We start from the raw sequence: 21,371 nt of genomic DNA, 5'->3' as shown, positions 1-21,371 counted from the left end.
GGCGGCTGGAAATGCAAGTTCGCTGCAATTCGGTGCAAGATACCGGCCGTTCAGGGGCAAATGACTGTGCGATTGGGCTTACAAGTGTTCCTGCACAAGTGTATCGAGCTGCTCGCGGGTCAGACTGCCCAGAATGGTCTTGAGGACGCGTCCGTCGCGCGAGATCAGCACCGAATAGGGCAGCATGCCGCTGCTGTTGCCCAGCGCACGCGCCGCGGCGTCGGCCTGCGCCAGGTTGGCGGATACGGGGTAGTTGATGCGCAGGCGCTGCACCATCTGGCGCGTCGGCTCCGGCTCGTCGAACGCGGGCCCCAGGACCTGCAGGCCCTGGGCGCCGTAGCGCGCCTGCGCCTCCACCAGCAGCGGGATTTCATCGACGCAGGGGGCGCACCAGCTGGCCCAGAAATTCACCAGCAGCAGCTTGCCCTGCCACTGCGTGAGCGTGCGTGTCTGCCCCCCCAGATCGGTCAGCTCGACCGCCGGCGCCGGTTCGCCCTTCAGGCTGTTGCCGCCGGAGAGCCACAGGCCCGACGCGAAAAAGCCGGCGGCCATCGCCACCGCTCCGGCGAGCACGAAGCCCGCCACCAGCCAGCCGCGGTGCTTCATGCCCGCGCCGCCGGGATGCTGAGCTGCTGCTGCTGGGGCGGGTAGCAGATGCCGACGTCGGCGCAGCCCTGGTAGCGCACGCGCAGCTTCAGCGGGCCCTTGAGGCCCGGCGGCAGGTCGAACTCCGCGCCGAGGATGCCGCGATAGACCTCGACCAGGCCGAATTCCGGGTCCTGGCGCTTTTCGCCCTTCGGCAGCCGCGCCGGCGCCAGGCGGAAGCCCTGCGGCGTCAGCACCTCGAAGGCCAGCTGTCCGCGGTACAGGTAGTAGCCCGGGGCGATGTTCCACTCGATCTTCAGCGCCTGCGCCTGGCGCGTCGCCGGCATCAGCTGGAAGGCCTCCTCGACCGGCAGCAGGCCGCCCTCTTCGCCAGCCAGGGGAGAAAGCAGGGGCTTGGCGACCGCCCCTGCGGTGAAGCAGCAGGCCAGGGCCAGCAGCAGTGAGCGGATCAGCGGCATGAAGCGAGAACCCAGTCCAGGTAAGGTTGGTGAACGGCGTCGGGGTTGACCGCGACGACCTCGGGAAGTTCGTAGGGATGGTGCGCCAGCACCGCCTGCCGCAGGGCCTCGAAGCCCTCCGCCGGCGCCTTGATCAGCAGCAGCGCCTCCTCCTCGCGCTGCACCGCGTCCTGCCAGCGGTACACCGAGACGATGCGCGGCAGCAGGTTGACGCAGGCCGCGACGCGCGCCTCCACCAGCGTCCGCGCGAGGTCTTCGGCAGCCTCGGCGGGGCAGGTGACGAAGACGATCTGCAGGTTGGGGGGCATGGCGGTGACATTGTGCCTGCTCGGCGGACCGGGCGCCCCCATGCAGTAAACTTCGCGCCCGCCAATGTCGCCCCTGCCTGAAATGTCCTCCGCAAGCCCCCCGGGCAGCGCCTTCCGCCGCGAAGCCGGTGCCAGCCTGCGGCTGGCGCTGCCGCTGGTGGCCGCACAGGTCGCCGCGGTCGGCATGGGCACGGTGGACACCATCCTGGCCGGCCGGCTGGGGCCGCAGGCGCTCGCGGCAGTGGCCGTGGGGTCGAACTACGCAGTGCTGTTCTTCATCTTCTTCATGGGCGTGCTGATGGCCTGCTCGCCGATCGTGGCGCAGCGCCACGGTGCCGGGCGTGACCCGCTGCAGACCGGTGCCTTCCTGCGCGAGGCCCTGCTGGTGGGGACCGGCCTGGCGCTGCTGTGGTGGCTGGCGCTGCGGCTGAGCGCCGGGCCGCTGCTGCAGCGGCTGCAGCTGCCGCCGGACACCACGCGCATGGCGGTCGAGTTCCTGCACGCGCTGTCCTGGAGCGCCTTCGGCTTCAGTGCCTGGTTCGTGCTGCGCTACACCGCCGAGGGCCTGGGGCAACCGCGCCCGATCCTGCTGGCCGGCGTGGTCGGCCTGGTGGTCAACGCCCTGCTGGCCTGGGGGCTGCTGTTCGGGCACTGGGGACTGCCGGCCCTGGGCGCCGTGGGCTGCGGCTGGGCCACCTCGATCGCGGCCCTGGCGATGGCGGCGACGCTGGCCCTGCAGTACGGCCTGCGCGCAGGCCTGCGTCCGGTGGGCCTGTTCCGGCGATCCCCGCCCCGGCCCGGTGCCGGCGCCGATTCCGCCGAGCTGCTGCGCCTGGGCCTGCCGATCGGCCTGATCCTGGCGGCCGAGGCCGGGCTGTTCGTGATGGCGGCGATGCTGATGTCGCAGTTCGGCGAGGCCGAGGTCGCCGCCTACCAGATCGCGCTCAACTTCGCCGCGCTGCTGTTCATGATCCCGCTGAGCGTCGGCCTGGCCGCCACCGTGAGGGTGGGGCACGCCGTGGGCGCCGGGCTCGGCGCCGCCGAGGTCCGCTACCGGGGCCGCGTGGGCATGCAGCTGGGCCTGCTCAACGCCGCCTCCAATGCGCTGATCATGCTGCTGCTGGCGCCGGCAATCGTGCGGCTCTACACCGCGGACGCGGCGATCGGCGCGCTGGCCGTACAGTTCCTCTGGCTGGCCGCGGCATTCCAGTTCTTCGACGCGGTGCAGGTCACCGCCAATGGCGCGCTGCGCGGCATCAAGGACACGCGCCTGCCGATGCTGATCACCGTGCTGGCCTACTGGGCCGTCGGCTTCCCGGTGAGCTGGTGGCTGGCCTTCCATGCCGGCCTGGGGCCGGCGGGGGTCTGGTGGGGCCTGACCGTGGGCCTGGCGGTGGCTGCCGCCGGGCTCGCCGCGCGCTTCCGCTACAAGGCACAATCGGCCTGAAACGGACAAGAAGCCCCCCAGGGCCGGGAGAGCAAGTGGTCGGGGATCGTCGGCATTGGCGCTGGCTGCTGCTGTGGCTGCTGCTGGTGGGTGCAAGCCTGCCGGCCGCGGTGCAGGCCGAAGACCCCGTGCCGGTGCTGTCCGGCGAGTTCCTCGCCGATGGCAGGATGCAGCTGCCGGACGATGCCGATCCACGCTGGCGCCCGGTGGCGCTGCCGGACGTCTGGCAGGGCGAAGAGCGTTTCGCCGGCGGCAATTCCGGCTGGTACCGCTTCCGCGTGCCGGGGCCGGCGCAGCCGCAGGAGCCCTGGGCGCTGTACATCATGCGGGCCAGCGTCAACGTCGCGGTGTACTTCAACCGCAGCTTCATCGGCGACGGCGGCGACTTCGACGAGCCGATGTCGTTCAACACCAATCGCGGGCTGCTCTTCATGCTGCCGGCACCGCTGCTGCGGGGCGACGACAACGTCGTCCACATCTACCTGCGCGGCTATCCCTACTTCACCGGCCTGCCGGTGTTCGACGTCGGACCGCTGTCGGCGCTGCGGCCCCCGTATGAACGGCGGGTGCTGCTGCAGAACCGGGCGGGGTTCGGCCTGATGATGCTGACGCTGACCGCCAGCCTGTTCGGCCTGACGTTCTGGCGCCGGCATCCCGAGCAGCCGGTGTATCTCTGGTTCGGCCTGTCGGCGGCGTTCTGGACCATTTTCTGCGCCAACATGGCCTTTCACGACGTGCCCCTGCCGGGGCGCTACTGGCTGGCCCTGGTCCATAGCGGCGTCGACTGGTCCTGCGCGGCGCAGCTGGTGTTCGTGCACCGCTTCCTCGACATGCGCCGCCCGCGGCTGGAGAAGCTGGCCCTGGGACTGGCGACGCTCGGCACGCTGGGCAACTTCCTCGGCGACTGGTGGACGCTGCGCTATGTCGGCGCGGCGATCAACCTGCTGGGGCTGGCCAGCATCGTCTACTGCCTGTTCTTCGCCGTCGGGCGCTGGCGCCTGATGCCGCGCGCCGACGTGCTGCTGCTCTGCGCCGGCCTGGGCCTGGAGCTGCTGCTGGCGCTCAACGACTTCCTGCCGGCACTGACCTCCGATACCGACCGCTATCGCAGCCTGCTGTTCATGATGCACTTCGCCGCGCCATTGTTCCTGTATGCCATGGCCTGGCGCCTGATCGACCGCTCGATGACGATGCGGCGCGAGCTGGAGCAGCTCAACCGCGGTCTCGAAACCCGTGTCGCGGAGGCGCGTGGCGCACTGGAGTGCGCTTTCGAGCAGCGCTATGGACTGGAACGGCAGCAGGCGATGCTGGAAGAGCGCGAGCGCATTCACCGCGACCTGCACGACGATCTCGGGGCCAAGCTGCTGACGCTGCTGCACTCGGCCGGCAACGAGGAGAGCGTCGAGCTGGCGCGCTCGGCGCTGGGGGACCTGCGCGACGTGGTGTCGCTGGATCCGGAGGACCGCGTCAACCTGCGCGGTGCGCTGGCGGAAATGGAAACCGAGGCGCGCCATCGTGCCGCCCGCGCCCGATGCCGCCTGGACTGGCACTATCCCGCCGGCGACGACAGCATCGAGGTGTCCTCGGGCTTCGTCTTCCACCTGGCGCGGATCCTGCGCGAGGCCATCAGCAACGCCCTGCGCCATGGCGCGGCGGGCAGCATCGAAGTGGTCCTGGAGCTCGCCGGCGGCCAGCTGCGGCTGGCGGTGGGCGACGACGGCCGCGGCTGCGGAGGCAGCCGCCCCGGCACCGGCATGCGCAGCATGTGCGCGCGTACCGAACTGCTGCGCGGCCGCATCCACTGGCGGCCCCGCCCGGGCGGCGGCACCCGCGTGGAGCTGGAAGCGCCGCTGCCCATCGCCATCGCTGCTGCCGGCTGAACGGGCGTCCGGCTCGCAAGGCGCACCGCAAGGCGGCAGAATCTGCCGGTGATCGACAGTGTTGGGGGAAAGGTGGACAGGAGCGGGCGATGGCGGTGGCTGGGGGCGTTTTGCGCTTTGGCCCTGTATCTGTGCAGCGGCGTCGCTGCCGCCGGCGAGACCCTGCAGCTGCTGTCCGGCGAGTTCCTTCCCGAGACCTCCATGCGCCTGCCCGACGACGACGACCCGCGCTGGCGTCCGGCCCGGCTGCCCGATCACTGGGAGCAGCCGGGGCGCGTCGAGGAGGGCAGCAGCGGCTGGTACCGCTTCCGCGTCGAGGCGCCGGCCCGCCCGGGCCAGCCCTGGGGGCTCTACTTCCTGCGCGGCGGCATCAATCTCGCGGCGTACTTCAACCGCAGCTTCGTCGGCGACGGCGGCCGCTTCGACGAGCCGATGGCCTTCAACGCCAACCGGCCGCTGCTGTTCACGCTGCCGGAGAAGATGCTGGCCGCCGATGGCCACAACCTCGTGCATGTCTACCTGCGCGGCTACCCGCATTTCGTCGGGATGTTCCCCTTCGAGGCGGGCCCGCTGCGGGAGCTGCAGCCGCGCCACGAACTGCGCAGCCTGCTGCAGACCCAGGTCGGCTTCGGCCTGATGGTGCTGACCCTGGGCAGTGCGCTGTTCAGCTTCACGCTGTACCTGCGCAACCGCGACCAGACCCTGTACCTGTGGTTCGCGCTCTGTGCCGCCGGCTGGAGCATCTTCGGTGCCAACATGTCGGTGCGCGACCTGCCGCTGCCGGGGCGCTACTGGCTGGCGCTGGTCCATAGCAGCATCGACTGGGCCTGCGCCCTGCAGCTGATGTTCGTGCACCGCTTCCTGGGCCTGCGCCGGCCGCGCGTGGAGGGCCTGATGCTGGCGCTGGCCGCCGCGGGCACCCTGTTCAATTTCCTCGGCGGCTGGTGGACGCTGCGCTACGTCGGCTCGGTGTTCAACCTGATCAGCCTGCTGAGCCTGGTCTACTGCGTGATCTTCGCCTTCGGCCGCCGCAAGGTCAGCGGGCGGGGCGACGTGACCATGCTCTGTGCCGGCCTGTTGCTGCAGCTGCTGTTTGCCGGCCACGACTACGGCCTGACGGTGACCCGCTCGGCCGAGTGGTATCGCCATAGCATCTTCATGATGCACTTCGTGGTGCCCTTGTTCCTCACCGTGCTGGGCTGGCGCATCCTCGATCGCAGCCTGGTGGCGCGCCGCGACGTCGAGGATGCCAACCTGCAGCTCGAGACACGCGTGGCCGCCGCGCGTCGCGCACTGGAGCAGGCCTTCGAGCGCCGCTGCGAGCTGGAACGGCAGCAGGCCATGCTGGAAGAGCGCGAGCGCATCCATCGCGATCTGCACGACGACCTGGGGGCCAAGCTGCTGACGCTGATCCACAGCGGCGACAGCGAGGCCACGGTCGAGCTGGCGCGCGCGGCACTGGCCGACCTGCGCGAGGTGGTGTCGCTGAACCCCGAGGATGTCGTGAACCTGCGGGGCGTGCTGGCCGAAATGGAAGCCGAAGCCTTGCAGCGCGCACTGCGTGCGCAGTGCCGCCTGCGCTGGGACTATCCGCAGGACTGCTGTCACCTCGAGGTGCCTTCCGGCTTCGCGTTCCATCTTGCGCGCATCCTGCGCGAGGCGGTCAGCAACGGGCTGCGCCACGGTGCCGCGGCGCAGATCGGCGTGGCGTTCAGGCTGGTCCATGGGGAGTTCGAGATGCGCATTGCCGACGACGGATGCGGGCTCGAGGGCAGCCAGCCGGGGGTCGGCATGCGCGGCATGTGCGCGCGCGCCGAGGCCCTGCGCGGACGCATCCACTGGCGTCGCGGCGAGGCCGGCGGCACCGTGGTGGAACTGCTGGCGCCGCTGCCGGCGACGGATCCGGATGCCGCGGTGAATGGTTCTGTGCTTATGTCTTGATCTGGCCGCGGAAGCGCGCATCATGGAGCCCCCCGAACCCCACAGGAGAGCGACATGACACTGCGACTGGGCGACATTGCCCCCGACTTCGAAGCCGAGACCACCGAAGGCCGGATCCGCTTCCATGAATGGCTGGGCAGCTCCTGGGGCGTGCTGTTCAGCCATCCGCGCAACTACACGCCGGTCTGCACGACGGAACTGGGCTATACCGCCAAGCTGCAGCCCGAGTTCGCCAAGCGCAACGTCAAGGCCATCGGCCTGTCGGTGGACAAGCTGGAGGACCACCACGGCTGGAGCCGCGACATCGCGGAAACCCAGGGGGCCTCGCTCAACTTCCCGCTGATCGCCGACGCCGACAAGAAGGTGGCGGATCTCTACGACATGATCCACCCCAACGCCAGCGACACCTTCACGGTGCGTTCGGTGTTCATCGTCGATCCCAACAAGAAGATCCGCCTGACGCTCACCTACCCGGCGAGCACCGGCCGCAACTTCGACGAAGTGCTGCGCGTGATCGACTCGCTGCAGCTGACCGACAAGTACAAGGTCGCCACGCCGGTGAACTGGAAGCAGGGCGACGACGTGATCATCGTGCCCTCGGTCAGCAACGACGATGCGAAGAAGCTGTTCCCGCAGGGCTGGAAGGAACTCAAGCCCTACCTGCGCGTCGTGCCGCAGCCCAAGGGTTGAGGCGGGCCATGCCGAAAGCGGGGATGCTTTTGCGGGCAGCCGCAGGCCTGCTGCTGACGCTGCTCGCGGCCTGTGGCCGGGGGCCGGCAGGCAGTCTGGAGGTGGAGGGTGGCGAACTGTCCTTCGTCGCCGAACAGGGGCAGGCCCCGCCGCCGCCGCAGACGCTGTCCCTGCGGGTGGACGAAGCCGGTGCGCAGCGCATCGGCAGCGGCCTGAAGGAAGGCGAGGCCGCCGACTGGCTGTCGACCCGGATCGACGGCAACCCGCCCGAGCTGAAGCTGCTGGTCGCCATCGTCAGCACCTCGCTGGCGCCCGGGGACTACACGGCCCGGCTGGAAGTCGCCACCGGCGATGCCCAGGAGAACATCCTGCAGTCGCGCGAGGTGCTGGTGCGCTACCGGGTGACCGGCAAGCCGTAGTGGCCGGCCGGGAGCTCTGCCCCGGGCGGCTCCGGGGCGAAGCGCCGTTCGACGACAGCCGGGCCCTGCCGGGTGAAAGGCCGAAAGGGGGCGCCAGGCCGGCGCATGGCGCTACAATATGCGGCTCTACACCCGCATTTTCAGCCAGGTCAGCCATGTCCGAAGCCAAGAAGCCGGCCCTCAACAGCCGCTCGCGCAATATCACCGAGGGCGTTGCCCGCTCGCCCAACCGCGCCATGCTGCGCGCCGTGGGCTTTACCGATACCGATTTCGACAAGCCCATCGTCGGCGTCGCCAGCGGCCATTCCACGATGAACCCCTGCAACGCCGGTCTTGGCCCGCTGGCCGACCGCGCGGAAGCGGCGCTGAAGGCGGCCGGTGCCATGCCGCAGACCTTCGGCTTCCCCACCGTCACCGACGGCATCTCGATGGGCACCGAGGGCATGAAGTTCTCGCTGGTCTCGCGCGAGGTGATCGCCGACGCCATCGAGACCGCTGCGCAGTCGCAGTTCATGGACGGCGTGCTGGCCATCGGCGGCTGCGACAAGAACATGCCGGGCGCGATGATCGCGCTGCTGCGCATGAACGTGCCGGGCCTGTTCTGCTATGGCGGCACCATCAAGCCGGGCTTCTGGAAGGGCCAGGCCCTGACCATCGTCTCGCCGTTCGAGGCCGTGGGCAGTTTCAGCGCCGGCAAGATGAGCCAGGAAGACTTCGACGGCATCGAGAAGAACGCCTGCCCCAGCCACGGCGCCTGCGGCGGCATGTACACCGCCAACACCATGTCCTCGTCCTTCGAGGCCCTGGGCATGTCGCTGATGGGCTCGTCGCAGATGGCCAATCCGGACCCCGAGAAGGGCGACAGCGTGGCGCAGTCCGCCGCGGTGCTGGTCGACGCGATCCGCCAGGGCATCAAGCCGCGCGACATCGTCACGCGCAAGAGCATCGAGAACGCCATCGCCCTGGTGATGGCCACCGGCGGTTCCACCAATGCCGTGCTGCATTTCCTGGCGATCGCCCATGCCGCCGGCGTGGAATGGTCGCTGGAGGACTTCGAGCGCATCCGCCTGCAGACCCCGGTGCTGTGCGACCTCAAGCCCTCGGGCAAGTACGTGGCGGTGGATTTCCACAAGGCCGGCGGCGTGCCGCAGGTGTTGAAGATGCTGCTGGCCAAGGGCCTGGTGCATGGCGACTGCCTGACCATCACCGGCAAGACCCTGGCCGAGGAACTGGCCCACATCCCGGAGCAGCCGCGTGCCGACCAGGACGTGATCCGTCCCTTCGACAAGCCGATGTACAAGGAAGGCCACCTGGCGATCCTCAAGGGCAACCTGGCGCCGCTGGGCGCGGTGGCCAAGATCAGCGGCCTGAAGAACCCGGTGATCACCGGCCCGGCGCGGGTCTACAACTCCGAGGACGAGGCCATGGCCGCGATCCTGGGCGACCAGATCAAGCCGGGCGACGTGCTGATCATCCGCTACATCGGTCCCAAGGGGGGGCCGGGCATGCCGGAGATGCTGGCGCCGACCTCGGCGATCATCGGCAAGGGCCTGGGCGAGAGCGTCGGCTTCATCACCGACGGCCGTTTCTCGGGCGGCACCTGGGGCATGGTGGTGGGCCACGTCGCGCCGGAGGCTTTCGTGGGCGGCCCGATCGCGCTGGTGCAGGAAGGCGACAGCATCACCATCGACGCGCACCGGCAGCTGATCCAGCTCAACGTGCCGGACGAGGAACTTGCGAAGCGCCGCGCGGCCTGGAAGCAGCCGGCGCCGCGTTACACGCGCGGCGTGCTGGCGAAGTTTGCCAAGCTGGTGAGTGGTGCGGACAAGGGCGCGATCCTCGACGGCGAGTGATCGCTTCCGGTCTCACGAAAAACGGCGCCTTTTGGCGCCGTTTTTCGTATGAAAGCCGAAGCGAAGCGCGAGGCGCTACAGCCTGAAGAACCGCCGCGCATTCTCCGCGCTCACCCGCGCCACATGCTCCTCGCTCTGCTGCCGCGCCTGCGCCAGCCCCTTCACCACCCAGGGCAGGAAGGCCGGCTCGTTACGGCGGTCAGCCATCTTCGGGGTATTACGCGGCAAGAGGTATGGCGCGTCCGTCTCGATCAGCAGCCGCTCATCCGGGATCTGGTGCACCGCGTCGTACAGCGCCTTGCCGCGGCGCTCGTCGCAGACCCAGCCGGTGATGCCGATGTAGCAGTCCAGCGCCAGGTAATCGCGCATCGCCTCGGCGGTGTCGGTGAAGCAATGCACCACCACCTCGCGCAGGCGCGGGCGGTATTCGCCCAGGATCGCGAGGAAATCGGTGTGCGCGTCGCGCTGGTGCAGGAACAGCGGCTTGCCGGTATCTGCAGCGATCTCGAGCTGCGCGCGGAACGCCAACTGCTGGGCGTCGTGCGGCGAGTAGTTACGGTTGTAGTCCAGGCCGCATTCACCCAGCGACACCACCTCGGGATGCTGTGCCAGCTCGCGGATTTCCGCCGCCAGTTCGTCGTTCCAGTCGCTGGCGTGATGCGGATGCAGGCCGGCGGTGGAATACAGGCGCCCCGGATGGCGGCGTGCCAGCTGCAGCGCCTTGCGGTTGCTCTCGGCCGAGCTGCCGGTGACCACGATCGCTTCCAGGCCGGCATGCCAGGCCCGGTGCAGCAGGGTCTCGAAATCCGCCTCGAAGCTGTCGTGGGCGAGGTTGGCCCCGATATCGATCAAACCCATCTCGTTCAACCCCGCGCGGCGCAATCCTGCTGCAGCAGGATGCGCTGCTCGGGCTGCGGCGTGGCGCCGCCCGGCGGCGGGGTGGCGCGCAGCACCTGGACCAGGCGGACGCTGGCCAGCTGCGGGCCATCGCGGCTGTCGGCCTGGCGGCACAGCCAGCGGGCGTAGTAGGGGCGGTGCGCGGCGTAGGCGTCCAGCGCCAGGCGCTCGCGCAGGCGGCGCCAGCGCAGGCCATCATCGTAGATCGCGGGCTGGCTGTAGTCGGGCGCCAGGGCCTCGGAACGCAGCAGGTCGATCTCGCGGCCGTCTTCCAGCCTGCCGGCGGCAACGAACCAGCCGCCGTCGCGCGGCGGCGAGGGGGCGTCCATGTTCCAGGACTGATCCAGCCGCAGCGGCTGCAGGATCGGCGCCAGCACGGCCTGGGTAGAGGAGGGCAGCCAGCCGACGCTGGCGGCATTCCAGGCCAGTACCAGCAGCAGGAAGGCGGCGGCGCAGCGCTGCCAGCTTTCCGGCGCTTCCCAGCGGACCTCGCGGCCGGAGGCGGCGGCCGCGGCGGCGGGAGTGCGGGCCAGCCAGCCATGCAGGCGGTCGCCCAGGCGTTCCACCGCCGCCAGTTTCGCCGGGCGGTACAGCCAGGACAGCAGCGGCGAATGGCGCAGCAGGGCGGCCAGTGCCGCCCAGCGCAGGTAGGCCTGGTCGTCGGTGTCGATCACCACCCAGGAACGGTTGGCCGCCAGCAGCGCACGGGCGCGGGGGGCATCCTGCGCGGCCAGGAGCTGGGCCTGCGGCAGCACCAGGAACTGCTGCAGCAGCAGGCTGTTGCGCAGGCTCGCCGGGCGCTCGCGGTCATGGTAGATGCGCAGGTTGCCGGCGGGCGGCGGGCGGTGGCGCGCGCACCACTGCCAGAAGCCGCCGGCCAGCAGCACCGACAGGCCGGCCAGGCCCAGCAGGGGCAGGGGGCCCTGGTTCATGGCCAGCAGGATCAGCAGCTGCATCAGCGCCAGCAGCGGCAGCAGCGCCAGGCGCGTGTAGCGGCTGGCCAGCGGCAGCAGGGCCAGCGGCGCGGCCAGCAGCGACAGCCACCACAGGGCGGAGCTCAGGGTTTCAAGCAGGCCCGTGTGCTGCAGCAGCCAGTGCCCCAGCGCAGTCGCGTGTCCGTCCAGCGACAGCAGGTAGTACAGCGCACTGGAATCCTGCCGCCACTCGCTGCCGCTGCGCAGCAGGGCATTGAAGAAATACACCGACAGGATCTGCAGCAGCAGGCCGGCGCCGGCCCAGGAGATGTGCAGCGGATCGCGCGGCGGCGGATTGGCGGCCAGCGCGGCGTCCACCGACCAGCGTGCGCCCAGCGGCAGGAACGCGGACCAGAACAGCAGGCAGGTCAGCAGCAGGTCGGCGCTGCCCGCCACCAGCGGGGCACGGCTGACCAGGGAGGCCTGCAGCAGGAAGCCGAGCACGGCCGCCAGGCGCGTATGCCAGCCCAGCGCCAGCATCGCCGCCAGCGCGATCTGCGCCAGCAGCAGCAAGGCGGAGAACAGGGTCGTGCCGTTGAGGAAGTACAGCGACAGGCGCCAGGGACTGTCGGAGGCCATGACCCAGCCGCGCGGCAGTAGCCCGCCATCGCTGTAGAAGGCCGTCAGGCCGCAGAGACTGCCGCAGAGTGCACAGAACAGCAGGCTGCCCAGCAGGAAGCGGAACAGGGCGAGGCTGCGCAGGTCGATGCCGAACAGTTCGGCAAGACGCGGATGGCGGGCGGCGAAGTCGGGGTTCATCGTCGTTGCGGATGTCAGGCGGCTTGAAGGCGGCGGAAACAAAAAAGGGGAGCCTGCGGCTCCCCTTTCCGGGTGGAACGCGACTCTATTCTAGTGTGCCGACAGCAGATCGCCCATGTGGCCGGTGCCGCCGTCGAGCCAGGCCTGGTAGGCCGGGGTGTTGCGCTCGATCTCGGCCGTGCGGCGCAGGTCGTCGCCGTAGGTGTTGCTGCCGAAGCCCGGGATGAACTGGCCGATCTGCTGGATCACGGAATCGTCAAGGATTGCGATCAGGTCGCCCACCAGCGGCGCGCGGCCGAGCTGGATTTCCAGGGCCTGCACCGTCGGGGTCAGGGTCTGCGTCAGCAGTTCGCCCAGCTGCGGGATGTTGCTGAGCACGCCCAGCAGGTCCGTGACCGGGGTGTTGGCCGGCGGGTTCGGGATCGGGGTTTCGTCGTCCGGCGTCGGGTCCGGGCTCTCGTCGTTGTCGAAGGTCTCGTAGGCGATCCAGCCGATGCCGACCGCGGCCGCGGCGACCAGGGCCCAGTCGATCGCGCCGTACTGCAGCTCGCCGTCCTGGTTGAGCTGCGTCTGGCGCTGTACCAGCGGCGCGCCGTTGAGCTGGAACTTCTCCAGGCCGGCCTGGCGGCCGGCACGGAAGTCGAGCTGGGCGATCGCCGGACGGGGCTCGTCGAGGAAGCGGCGGTCGTGATCCATGCGCAGGCCGTAGTTGAGCTGCTGCGCGGCTTCGCCGTGACCGTCGAACTTCAGGCTGACATAAGCCTTGAATTCGGGCTGCTTCTCGTTCTGATCCGCCGCAGCGGCCGGCAGTGCTGTCGCGAACATTGCGGCAGCGGCTGCCGAGACGATCCAGATGCGCATGTGTAACTCCCCCAACGCGATATTGTTCAAGTGTCTTGAACTATAGGCAGGCGTACTCGCAGAGGCAAGAGTCGTGCAGAATCGCGGCCTTGGATTGACAACAGGAGGCACTGGTGGAACTGCCGCAGCGAGGCCAGAGCAGCGAGTGGCTGGTCGAGGGCCCGGCCGGGCAGATCGAGGCGCTGCTGTCGGCGCCGCGGGGCCCCGAGCCGCCGGCCGGCTTTGCCGTGATCTGCCATCCGCACCCGCTGTTCGGCGGGGCCCTGAGCAACAAGGTCGTCTACACCCTGTCCTCGGTCGCCCTGCAGGCCGGCCTGTACACCCTGCGCTTCAATTTCCGGGGGGTCGGCCGCAGCGCCGGCCCGCATGATGAGGGACGTGGCGAGACCCGCGATGTCCTGCACCTGGCCGGCCTGATGCAGGAAATGCTGCCCGGCGGCCGGCGGGTGCTGGCGGGCTTTTCCTTCGGCGCCTTCGTGGCCCTGAAGGCGGCCGCCGAGCTGCGGCCCGACGCCCTGGTCGGCATCGCGCCGCCCTTCGGCAAGTACTTCGGCGGCGAGGCGCCGCCGCCGCATCCGGGTTGCCCCTGGCTGGTGGTACACAGCCGCGACGACGACACGGTGGACTACGAGGATACCCGCCAGACCCTGATGACCTATACGCCGCCGCCGCAGCTGGTGACGGTGGACGGGGCCGGGCATTTCTTCCATGGAAAGCTCGGGGAAATCAGCGGGGCGCTGCTGCCTTTCCTGCAGTCACTTTGACCCTTGACCGATGCTATCCTCGGCTGTATCAAGAACTTGAAGCATTGTCCTGAGGAGATTGCCATGCGCCGTCTGTTGCTTGCCCTGGTCCTTGCCGCTGCCGCCACGCAGGCCAGTGCCTTCGATGCCGACTTCGATATCAGCTGCGGCGACCCCACCACCTGCCAGCGCGATTTCCACTCCATTGCCGGCGACATTACCGCGGCGCTGAACTACAAGGCCCTGGGTCCGGCGGAGGCCACCGGCATCACCGGCATCGGCATCGCTGCGATCGCCACCTACGTCGAGACCGATGATGCGGGCGCCTGGCGGCGGCTGACCGGCGAAGACGTCGATGCCGTCGGCATGGTCGGCGCCGTCGTGCGCAAGGGCCTGCCCTTCGGCCTGGACGTGGGTGCCTATTACGCCACCGTACCGGGTGCCGATGCCGACCTCTACGGCGGCGAGCTGCGCTGGGCGATCCTCGAGGGCGGCACGGCCGAGCCGGCGCTGGCCGTGCGCGGCACCTATACCCAGAGCACCGGCATCGACGACCTGGACTACCAGGCCTATGGCCTGGACGTCTCGGTGTCCAAGGGCTTTGCCTTCCTGACGCCCTATGCCGGATACGGCTACGTCTGGTCCGAGCTCGATCCGAAAGTGGCGGGCCTGGACAAGGAAGAGATCGACGCCAGCCGTTTCTTCGTCGGCCTGCGGTTCGGCCTGCTGATCTTCGACATCACGCCGGAGTACGAGCACATCGACGGCCGCGACAGCTTCAGCCTGCTGCTCGGCGCCTCGTTCTAGAGAAGCGCTGGCGCCGGACCCGCACGTGTGGGAAAAACTGGTCCGCGCCTTCTGCGGCGCCAAGCCCGGAGCGGCTGCGCCGCGACGTGAGCTGGCGATCGCGGTGCTGCTGCTGGAAGCCCTGCATGCCGATGCTGTCGACAGCCCGGAAGAACGTGTCGCGGTGCGCAGCATCCTGCGCGATCTCGGCGAACTCGACGCCAGGGCGCTGGACGCCTTGCTGCAGGAGGCCGAGGAAGAAGTACGGCGCGCGGTATCGCTGCACAGCTTCATCGCCCGCCTCAACCAAGAGCTGGGCCCAGCCGACAAGGGCGAATTGATCGGCGGCCTGTGGCGCGTGGCGCATGCCGACGGCCATGTGCACCCGCAGGAAGAACTGCTGATCCGGCGCATCGCCGACCTGCTGTACGTTCCCCATCACGAGTTCATCCGCCAGAAGCTGGCGACGGGTCCGGCATGATCGAAGATCGCAGGATGAGCACTTCGCCGCTGCGCGGCGCCCTCGGCATCCAGTTCCGGCTGGGCCTGGCCTTCGCGGTGATCCTGCTGCTGTTCGCGGGCAGCGCGCTGCTGTTCCGGGTGGCGCTGTCCGAGGTCAATGCGGCGCGCGAGGCCACCGATCATTCCGAGGCAGTGCTGCGGGAGATGAGCGAGGTCTTCACGTCCGTACTGGACCAGGAGACCGGCCTGCGCGGCTACCTGCTGTCTTCGCGCGAGGAGTTTCTCCAGCCCTTCGACCGTGGCCGCTCCGAGTTCGACAAATCCTGGAGCGAACTGCAGGCGCTGACTGCCGACAATGCGCGGCTGCAGCCGCTGCTGCAGCAGGTGCGCATCGACCAGTTGCGCTGGCGCAGCGAGTTTGCCGACCTGACGATGGCGCTCAAGAAAAGCGACAACGAGGGCGCGGAACTGGAGCTGGTCCGCAGCGGCAAGGGCAAGCGCATCGTCGATGGCATCCGTGTCGTCTTCGACCAGATGCACAAGATCGAGTACGGCGTGCTCAAGGAGCGCGCCGAGCACCTCGAGCAGCGCCTCGAGCGTACCCGCCAGCTGATCTCCCTGATGCTGGTCAGCGGCATCGCCTTCGTCCTGCTGATGGTCTGGGTCGCGGCCCGGACGATCACCCGTCCGGTGACGCAGCTGACCTCGCTGATGTCGCGGCTGGCCGCTGGCGAACTGGACCTGCAGATTCCCTACCGCGCGCATGGCGACGAGATCGGTGCCCTGGCGCGCGGCCTGGAGGTGTTCCGCCTCAGCAGCATGCAGCTCAGCGAACGCGAGTGGCTCAAGACGCGGCTGGGCGAGCTGTCCCTGCAACTGCAGACCTGCAGCACGGTGGAGGAGTTCGGCGAGCGGCTGGCCAGCTGCCTCTGCGCCACCAGCGGTGCCGTCTGCGGCGTGTTCTTCCGCTGGAGCGATGGGCCGCAGCGCTTCGAGCCTGCCGGGGCATACAGCCTGCCGGGCGGCAACGGCAGGCGCGCCTATGCCCTCGGCGAGGGCCTGGTCGGACAGGCGGCACGGGATGGACAGGCACGCGTCGTCACGGAACTGCCCGAGGGCTACCTGTTCGTGCGCAGCGGTGCCGGCGAGGCCGTGCCCTCGTCGCTGCGGGTGTTGCCGCTGCAGGGGCGCGACCGTGTCCTTGGGGTGGTCGAGCTGGCTTTCTTCGCCGAGCCCGGCTCGGCGCAGGCCAGTTTCCTCGCCGAAGCGGCCGGCCTTGCGGCACTCAATCTCGAAACCCTGGAGCGCAGCCTCGCGACCATCGACCTGCTGCGCCAGACGCAGTACCAGAAGGAGGAGCTGCAGGCTTCCGAGGAGGCGCTGCGTGCCCAGCAGGAGGAACTGCGTGCTACCAACGAGGCCCTGCGCGACAAGTCGCGCATGCTCGAGGAGCAGAGCCAGAAGCTGCGCGCCAGCGAGGAGGAACTGCGCGTCCAGGCCGAAGAGCTGCGCATCGCCAATACCAACCTCGAGGAAAAGACCGACGCCCTGCACGGCCAGAAGCAGGCACTGGAACAGGCGCAGGCGGAGCTGGAAGAAAAGGCGGTGGACCTGGAGAGCGCCAGCCGCTACAAGAGCGAGTTCCTGGCCAACATGTCGCATGAGCTGCGCACGCCGCTGAACAGCCTGCTGATCCTGTCCAAGGGCCTGGCCGACAACGAGGAGGGCAACCTCACCGCCGAGCAGATCGAGAGCGCCGGCATCGTCTACGACAGCGGCCGCAACCTGCTCAACCTGATCAACGACATCCTCGACCTGTCCAAGGTCGAGGCCGGCAAGATGCAGGTGGTCGTCGAGGAGGTGAACCTCGCGGCGCTGGCGGCCGGCATCGAGCGCAATTTCCGCGCGGTGGCGGAGCAGCGCAAGCTGACGCTGGAAGTGCAGCGCGCGCCGGACCTGCCGGCGACGATCCGTTCCGACGGCACCAAGATCAACCAGATCCTCGCCAACCTGCTGTCGAATGCCTTCAAGTTCACCCACCAGGGCGGTGTGCGCCTGGACATTCTGCCGGTCAGCGAAGGCCGCCATGCCGGCGGCGTGATGCTGCGGGTACGCGACAGCGGCATCGGCATCCCGCAGGAGAAGCTGGCGCGCATCTTCCAGGCCTTCGAGCAGGCGGACTCCGGCACCAGCCGCCGCTACGGCGGCACCGGCCTGGGCCTGTCGATCGTCAAGGCACTGGCCGAACTGCTCGGTGGTGAAGTACGGGTGGAGAGCGCGGCGGGACAGGGGTCCAGTTTCTCGCTGTTGCTGCCGGCCGCGACGGTTGCGACCGCCGAGGCGGTGTCGCCGGTTGCGGGCGAGTCGCTGCCGCCGGCCCAGCCGGCGGTGACGGCGCAGCCGCGCGTGGTCCCCGAGGCGCTGGCCGCCATTGCCGGGCAACCGGCCGAAGCGCCCGGCACCACGCTCCTGATCGTGGAGGACGACGTGCAGTTCGCCGAGGTGCTGGCGGGCCTGGCGCGTGCCCGCCATTACCGTGCCCTGGTGGCACATGACGGCGAGTCCGGCCTGGCATTGGCGCGACGCCATCGGCCGGCCGGCATCCTGCTCGACATCGGCCTGCCGAAGATGGATGGCTGGCAGGTGATGGAGCGGCTGCAGGCCGATCCGGTCACCGCGGGCATTCCGGTGCATTTCATTTCCGGCGCCGACGCCGAGAGCCGCGCCAGGGCCGCCGGCGCGGCCGGCTACCTGAAGAAGCCGGTGGCGCGCGAGGATGTGGAGCGCGTGTTCGACGGCATGCCGGCGCTGCCGGCCGGCGCGCGCCGCATCCTGATCATCGACGATTCGCCGGCCGACCGGCGCTTGGTGCGCGAGATGCTGCGCGACGAGGCGGTGCAGATCGACGAGGTGGGCAGTGGCGAGGAGGCGATGGAGCGCACCGCCCAGGAGCGCTACGACCTGCTGATCCTGGACCTGGGCCTGCCCGGCATGGACGGCTTCCAGTTCCTGGAGCGGGCCAGCGCCCGCGGGCCGCTGCCGGCGGTGGTGATCTACTCCGGCCGCGACCTGTCCCGCGAAGAGGGGATGCGCCTGCGCGAGTACACCGAGACCATCGTCCTCAAGAGCGCGCCTTCGCCGCAGCGGCTGATGGACGAGGTCACGCTGTTCCTGCACAGCATCCGCAAGGTCGGGGCGGCGCCGGCGCAAACGCCGCGGGTGGCGACGCCGGGCCTGAACGGCAAGAGCGTGCTGGTGGTGGACGACGACATGCGCAACATCTTCGCGCTGTCCAAGGCCCTGCGCAGCCGCGGCCTCAAGGTGCTGATGGCACAGGACGGATACAAGGCGATTGCGCAGCTGGAATCGAACCCGGAGATCGACCTGGTGCTGATGGACATCATGATGCCGGGCATGGACGGCTACGAAACCATCCGCCGCATCCGCGAGCGCGGCCAGTGGCAGACGCTGCCGATCATCGCCGTCACCGCCAAGGCCATGGTCGGCGATCGCGAGAAGTGCCTGGAGGCAGGTGCCAACGAGTACTGCTCCAAGCCGATCGACGTGGAGCAGCTGACGGGACAGATGCAGGCACTATTGGGCGAGAAGAACTGAGTTCGGCGCAGAGGCCAGGAATGCACCTCGCGGACAGACAAGACATCGAAGTCGCGCTCTTCGTCGAGGCGCTGCGCAAGCGCCATGGCTACGACTTCGGCCAGTACGCCCCGGCCTCGTTCAAGCGCCGCGTGCTGGGCCTGGTGACCTCGCTGCACCTGCGCTCGGTGTCGGAGCTGACCGAGCGTGCGATCCACGACGACGGGTTCATCCACGTGGTGATCGAGCGCCTGTCGGTGCCGGTGTCCGAGCTGTTCCGCGAACCGCAGACCTTCATCGCGCTGCGCGAGCGCGTGCTGCCGGAGTTGTCGAGCTATCCGCACATCAACATCTGGCAGGCCGGCTGCGCGCATGGCGAGGAGGCCTACTCCATGGCGATCCTGCTGCGCGAGGCCGGCATCTACGAGCGCGCGCAGATCTACGCCACTGATTTCAGCGACGCCGCCCTGGCCAAGGCGCAGGAGGGCATCTACCCGGCCCGGGAGATGCCGCTGTACCTGGAGAACTACCGCAAGGCCGGCGGCACGGCGCGGCTGCAGGACTACTGCACCGAAAAGTATGAACTCCTGAAGATGCACGACGAGCTGCGCGCCCATATCACCTTCGCCAACCACAATCTGGTGTCGGACGGCGTGTTCGGCGAGATGCACCTGATCCTGTGCCGCAACGTGCTGATCTACTTCACCGACCCGCTGCAGGACCGGGTGCTGGGCCTGTTCCGCGACAGCCTGGTGCGCGGCGGCTACCTGTGCATCGGCACCAAGGAGTCGCTGAGCTTCTCGCGCGTGGCGGGCGACTTCCAGCTGCTGACGCGCGAGTTGCCGGTGTTCCGGCGCCTGGCGCAGAGAGCCGCATGATCGAGGCCTGCGTCGTCGGAGCTTCCACCGGCGGCGTTGCGGCGTTGCGCACACTGCTGCGTGGCCTGGGCAAGGGGTTCAGGCCGCCGGTGATCATCGTCCAGCACTCCGCCGCCGAAGGGTTTTCGTTGCTGGTCGACCTGCTGGGCGAGGCCTGTGCACTGCCGGTGAGGGAGGCACAGGCTCGCGAATCCATCCTGCCCGGAAACGTCTACCTCGCACCGCCGCGCTACCACCTGCTGGTGGAGCAGAACCGCCATTTCGCGCTGTCGGTGGACGAGCGCGTCTGCCATGTGCGCCCGGCCGCCGACGTGCTGTTCGAGTCCGCCGCCGAGGTCTGGCGGGCGGGCCTGGTCGCCGTGGTCCTGACCGGCGCCAACGACGACGGTGCGCGCGGTGCCGCCGCGGTGCGTTCGCTGGGTGGAACCGTGATCGTGCAGAATCCGCAGGAGGCCGAGGCGCCGGAAATGCCGGCCGCGGCCCTGCGCCTCGCCGGCGCCGACCACGTGCTGCCGCTGGACCAGATCGCGCCCCTGCTCAACCGCCTGTCCGGGAGACCCGCTGCATGACCGAGCCGACGCGCCCCAAGATCCTGGTGGTGGACGACACGCCCGCCAACCTGGTGGCCATGCGTCGCCTGCTGGCCAAGGTCGACGCGCAGCTGGTGGAAGTGGATTCGGGCAATGCCGCGCTGGCGGCAACGCTGGACCACGAGTTCGCGCTGGTGCTGCTGGACGTGAACATGCCGGACATGGACGGCTTCGAAGTGGCCAGCCACCTGGCCGAAGAGGAAACCACGCGCAATACGCCGGTGATCTTCGTCACCGCCGCCATGGTCGATGACCTGCACCGTCTCAAGGGCTACAGCTTCGGCGCGGTGGACTACATCGCCAAGCCGATCAACGACACCATCCTGCTGTCCAAGGTGCGCGTGTTCCTGGAGCTGTATCGCGGCAAGCAGCAGCTGCAGAAGCTGGTGCGCGAGCTCGAGGCCGAGGTGTCGATGCGCAAGCAGGCGGAGGAGCAGGTGCGCCACAAGGCCACCCACGACGCGCTGACCGGCCTGCCGAACCGTGCGCTGTTCCTGGACCGTCTCGACACGGCGCTGGAGCGCGCGCGCCGTGCGCAGCGGTCGTTCGCGCTGATGTACATCGACATCGACGGCTTCAAGCCGGTCAACGACACCCATGGCCATCTGGCGGGCGACCATCTGCTGCAGGCTATCGCCGAGCGGCTGCGCAGCCGCATGCGGCGCTCGGACACGGTGGCGCGCCTGGGCGGCGACGAGTTTGCGGTGATCATGGAGGAAGCGGTGGAGGCGCCGGCCTCTGCGCTGAACGCGGCCGAGCAACTGTGCCTGCTGCTGCGCGAGCCCTACGACCTGGAGGGCGGCATCCATGTCAGCGTCGGCGCCAGCATCGGCGTCGCCTGCCACATGGCGCAGGCAGGGGGTGAAGCCGCAGGCAACCCCAGCGATGCGCTCATCCGCCTGGCCGACGACGCCATGTACCGCGCCAAGCGCGGTGGCAAGAACCGCTGCGAGCTGGCCCGGCCCTAGGCGTCTTCGCAGGATTCCGGGAAGCATCGCGGATGCAGGAGCGGTGGCTCAACAAATGGAGTCAGCTCAACTGTCCTGGATAAGCCATTGTTTTCAATGCTGCTGGATTTTGTAGCGAAAGCTGCAAAATCAGTCGGAGTTTTTTGGGCGAGCTACTGCAACTCGATGCCCAGGTGTGGATGCGGTTCCGGAGCGGCTTTGCGCTGAACATGTCGGCGACGGATGGTGGCTTAGTGCTGCGGACATTGGCAACGCCA

Annotated in this window: 19 protein-coding genes; 13 read left to right on the top strand and 6 right to left on the bottom strand. The window is 69.1% G+C overall.

Features of this window, described 5'->3' with window-relative positions; all coding sequences use genetic code 11:
- Window positions 1-78 precede the first annotated feature (78 nt).
- Genes D0B54_RS14840 through cutA form a run of 3 tightly spaced genes read right to left on the bottom strand, consistent with a single transcriptional unit; the run spans window position 79 to window position 1,372 of the window.
- Window positions 79-606 carry a TlpA family protein disulfide reductase gene (locus D0B54_RS14840; protein ID WP_117292070.1) on the bottom strand — a complete coding sequence of 176 codons (528 nt, stop codon included), beginning with the start codon at window positions 604-606 and terminating at the stop codon, window positions 79-81.
- Window positions 603-1,064 carry a protein-disulfide reductase DsbD N-terminal domain-containing protein gene (locus tag D0B54_RS14835; protein ID WP_117292069.1) on the bottom strand — a complete coding sequence of 154 codons (462 nt, stop codon included), beginning with the start codon at window positions 1,062-1,064 and terminating at the stop codon, window positions 603-605. Before D0B54_RS14835 ends, D0B54_RS14840 begins: the two co-directional genes overlap by 4 nt.
- Window positions 1,055-1,372 carry a divalent-cation tolerance protein CutA gene (gene cutA, locus D0B54_RS14830; RefSeq protein WP_117292068.1) on the bottom strand — a complete coding sequence of 106 codons (318 nt, stop codon included), beginning with the start codon at window positions 1,370-1,372 and terminating at the stop codon, window positions 1,055-1,057. Before cutA ends, D0B54_RS14835 begins: the two co-directional genes overlap by 10 nt.
- Window positions 1,373-1,454: 82 nt before the next feature.
- On the opposite strand from cutA, the gene D0B54_RS14825 reads away from it, so the two are divergent.
- From D0B54_RS14825 to ilvD, 6 genes are all read left to right on the top strand, one after another.
- A complete protein-coding gene (locus D0B54_RS14825) occupies window positions 1,455-2,819 on the top strand; it encodes an MATE family efflux transporter (RefSeq protein ID WP_117292067.1) in 1,365 nt (454 codons plus the stop codon).
- Window positions 2,820-2,854: 35 nt separating this feature from the next.
- Window positions 2,855-4,699: a sensor histidine kinase gene (locus D0B54_RS14820; protein ID WP_117292066.1), complete on the top strand. Its 1,845-nt coding sequence runs from the start codon at window positions 2,855-2,857 to the stop codon at window positions 4,697-4,699.
- Window positions 4,700-4,816: 117 nt separating this feature from the next.
- The gene (locus tag D0B54_RS14815) at window positions 4,817-6,640 is read left to right on the top strand and encodes a sensor histidine kinase (RefSeq protein WP_117292065.1); all 1,824 of its coding nucleotides are present in this window, start codon (window positions 4,817-4,819) and stop codon (window positions 6,638-6,640) included.
- 54 nt (window positions 6,641-6,694) lie between these two features.
- A complete protein-coding gene (locus D0B54_RS14810; protein ID WP_117292064.1) occupies window positions 6,695-7,330 on the top strand; it encodes a peroxiredoxin in 636 nt (211 codons plus the stop codon).
- Window positions 7,331-7,353: 23 nt separating this feature from the next.
- Window positions 7,354-7,749: a hypothetical protein gene (locus tag D0B54_RS14805; protein ID WP_117292063.1), complete on the top strand. Its 396-nt coding sequence runs from the start codon at window positions 7,354-7,356 to the stop codon at window positions 7,747-7,749.
- A gap of 155 nt (window positions 7,750-7,904) precedes the next feature.
- Window positions 7,905-9,602: a dihydroxy-acid dehydratase gene (gene ilvD, locus D0B54_RS14800; RefSeq protein ID WP_117292062.1), complete on the top strand. Its 1,698-nt coding sequence runs from the start codon at window positions 7,905-7,907 to the stop codon at window positions 9,600-9,602.
- A gap of 75 nt (window positions 9,603-9,677) precedes the next feature.
- On the opposite strand, the gene D0B54_RS14795 is transcribed toward ilvD, so the two are convergent.
- The 3 genes from D0B54_RS14795 to D0B54_RS14785 all read right to left on the bottom strand — a co-directional run bounded on the left by D0B54_RS14795 (window position 9,678) and on the right by D0B54_RS14785 (window position 13,093).
- Window positions 9,678-10,460, bottom strand: a complete 783-nt coding sequence (locus D0B54_RS14795) for a TatD family hydrolase (protein WP_117292061.1) — start codon at window positions 10,458-10,460, stop codon at window positions 9,678-9,680.
- Window positions 10,461-10,465: 5 nt separating this feature from the next.
- Window positions 10,466-12,232, bottom strand: a complete 1,767-nt coding sequence (locus tag D0B54_RS14790; RefSeq protein WP_117292060.1) for a hypothetical protein — start codon at window positions 12,230-12,232, stop codon at window positions 10,466-10,468.
- A gap of 90 nt (window positions 12,233-12,322) precedes the next feature.
- Window positions 12,323-13,093 carry a hypothetical protein gene (locus D0B54_RS14785; protein ID WP_117292059.1) on the bottom strand — a complete coding sequence of 257 codons (771 nt, stop codon included), beginning with the start codon at window positions 13,091-13,093 and terminating at the stop codon, window positions 12,323-12,325.
- 113 nt (window positions 13,094-13,206) lie between these two features.
- On the opposite strand from D0B54_RS14785, the gene D0B54_RS14780 reads away from it, so the two are divergent.
- The 7 genes from D0B54_RS14780 to D0B54_RS14750 all read left to right on the top strand — a co-directional run bounded on the left by D0B54_RS14780 (window position 13,207) and on the right by D0B54_RS14750 (window position 21,114).
- Complete coding sequence (locus tag D0B54_RS14780) at window positions 13,207-13,857, top strand: alpha/beta hydrolase (RefSeq protein ID WP_240433439.1); 651 nt, start codon at window positions 13,207-13,209, stop codon at window positions 13,855-13,857.
- Window positions 13,858-13,920: 63 nt separating this feature from the next.
- Entirely contained in the window at window positions 13,921-14,643 is a 723-nt protein-coding gene (locus tag D0B54_RS14775; protein ID WP_117292057.1) for a hypothetical protein, read from the top strand.
- Between the two features lie 25 nt (window positions 14,644-14,668).
- On the top strand, window positions 14,669-15,103 hold the full coding sequence (locus D0B54_RS14770) for a TerB family tellurite resistance protein (RefSeq protein WP_162932442.1): 435 nt from the start codon (window positions 14,669-14,671) through the stop codon (window positions 15,101-15,103).
- 14 nt (window positions 15,104-15,117) lie between these two features.
- A complete protein-coding gene (locus tag D0B54_RS14765) occupies window positions 15,118-18,699 on the top strand; it encodes a response regulator (RefSeq protein ID WP_162932441.1) in 3,582 nt (1,193 codons plus the stop codon).
- Between the two features lie 20 nt (window positions 18,700-18,719).
- Complete coding sequence (locus tag D0B54_RS14760) at window positions 18,720-19,556, top strand: CheR family methyltransferase (RefSeq protein WP_117292054.1); 837 nt, start codon at window positions 18,720-18,722, stop codon at window positions 19,554-19,556.
- Complete coding sequence (locus D0B54_RS14755) at window positions 19,553-20,125, top strand: chemotaxis protein CheB (RefSeq protein ID WP_117292053.1); 573 nt, start codon at window positions 19,553-19,555, stop codon at window positions 20,123-20,125. The genes D0B54_RS14760 and D0B54_RS14755 overlap by 4 nt, the downstream gene beginning before the upstream one ends.
- Window positions 20,122-21,114: a diguanylate cyclase domain-containing protein gene (locus D0B54_RS14750; RefSeq protein WP_117292052.1), complete on the top strand. Its 993-nt coding sequence runs from the start codon at window positions 20,122-20,124 to the stop codon at window positions 21,112-21,114. The genes D0B54_RS14755 and D0B54_RS14750 overlap by 4 nt, the downstream gene beginning before the upstream one ends.
- Window positions 21,115-21,371: the final 257 nt, after the last annotated feature.

Origin of the sequence: Solimonas sp. K1W22B-7, assembly GCF_003428335.1 — a bacterium.
Lineage (GTDB): Bacteria > Pseudomonadota > Gammaproteobacteria > Nevskiales > Nevskiaceae > Solimonas_A.
This window is presented reverse-complemented; position numbering and strand designations above follow the sequence as displayed.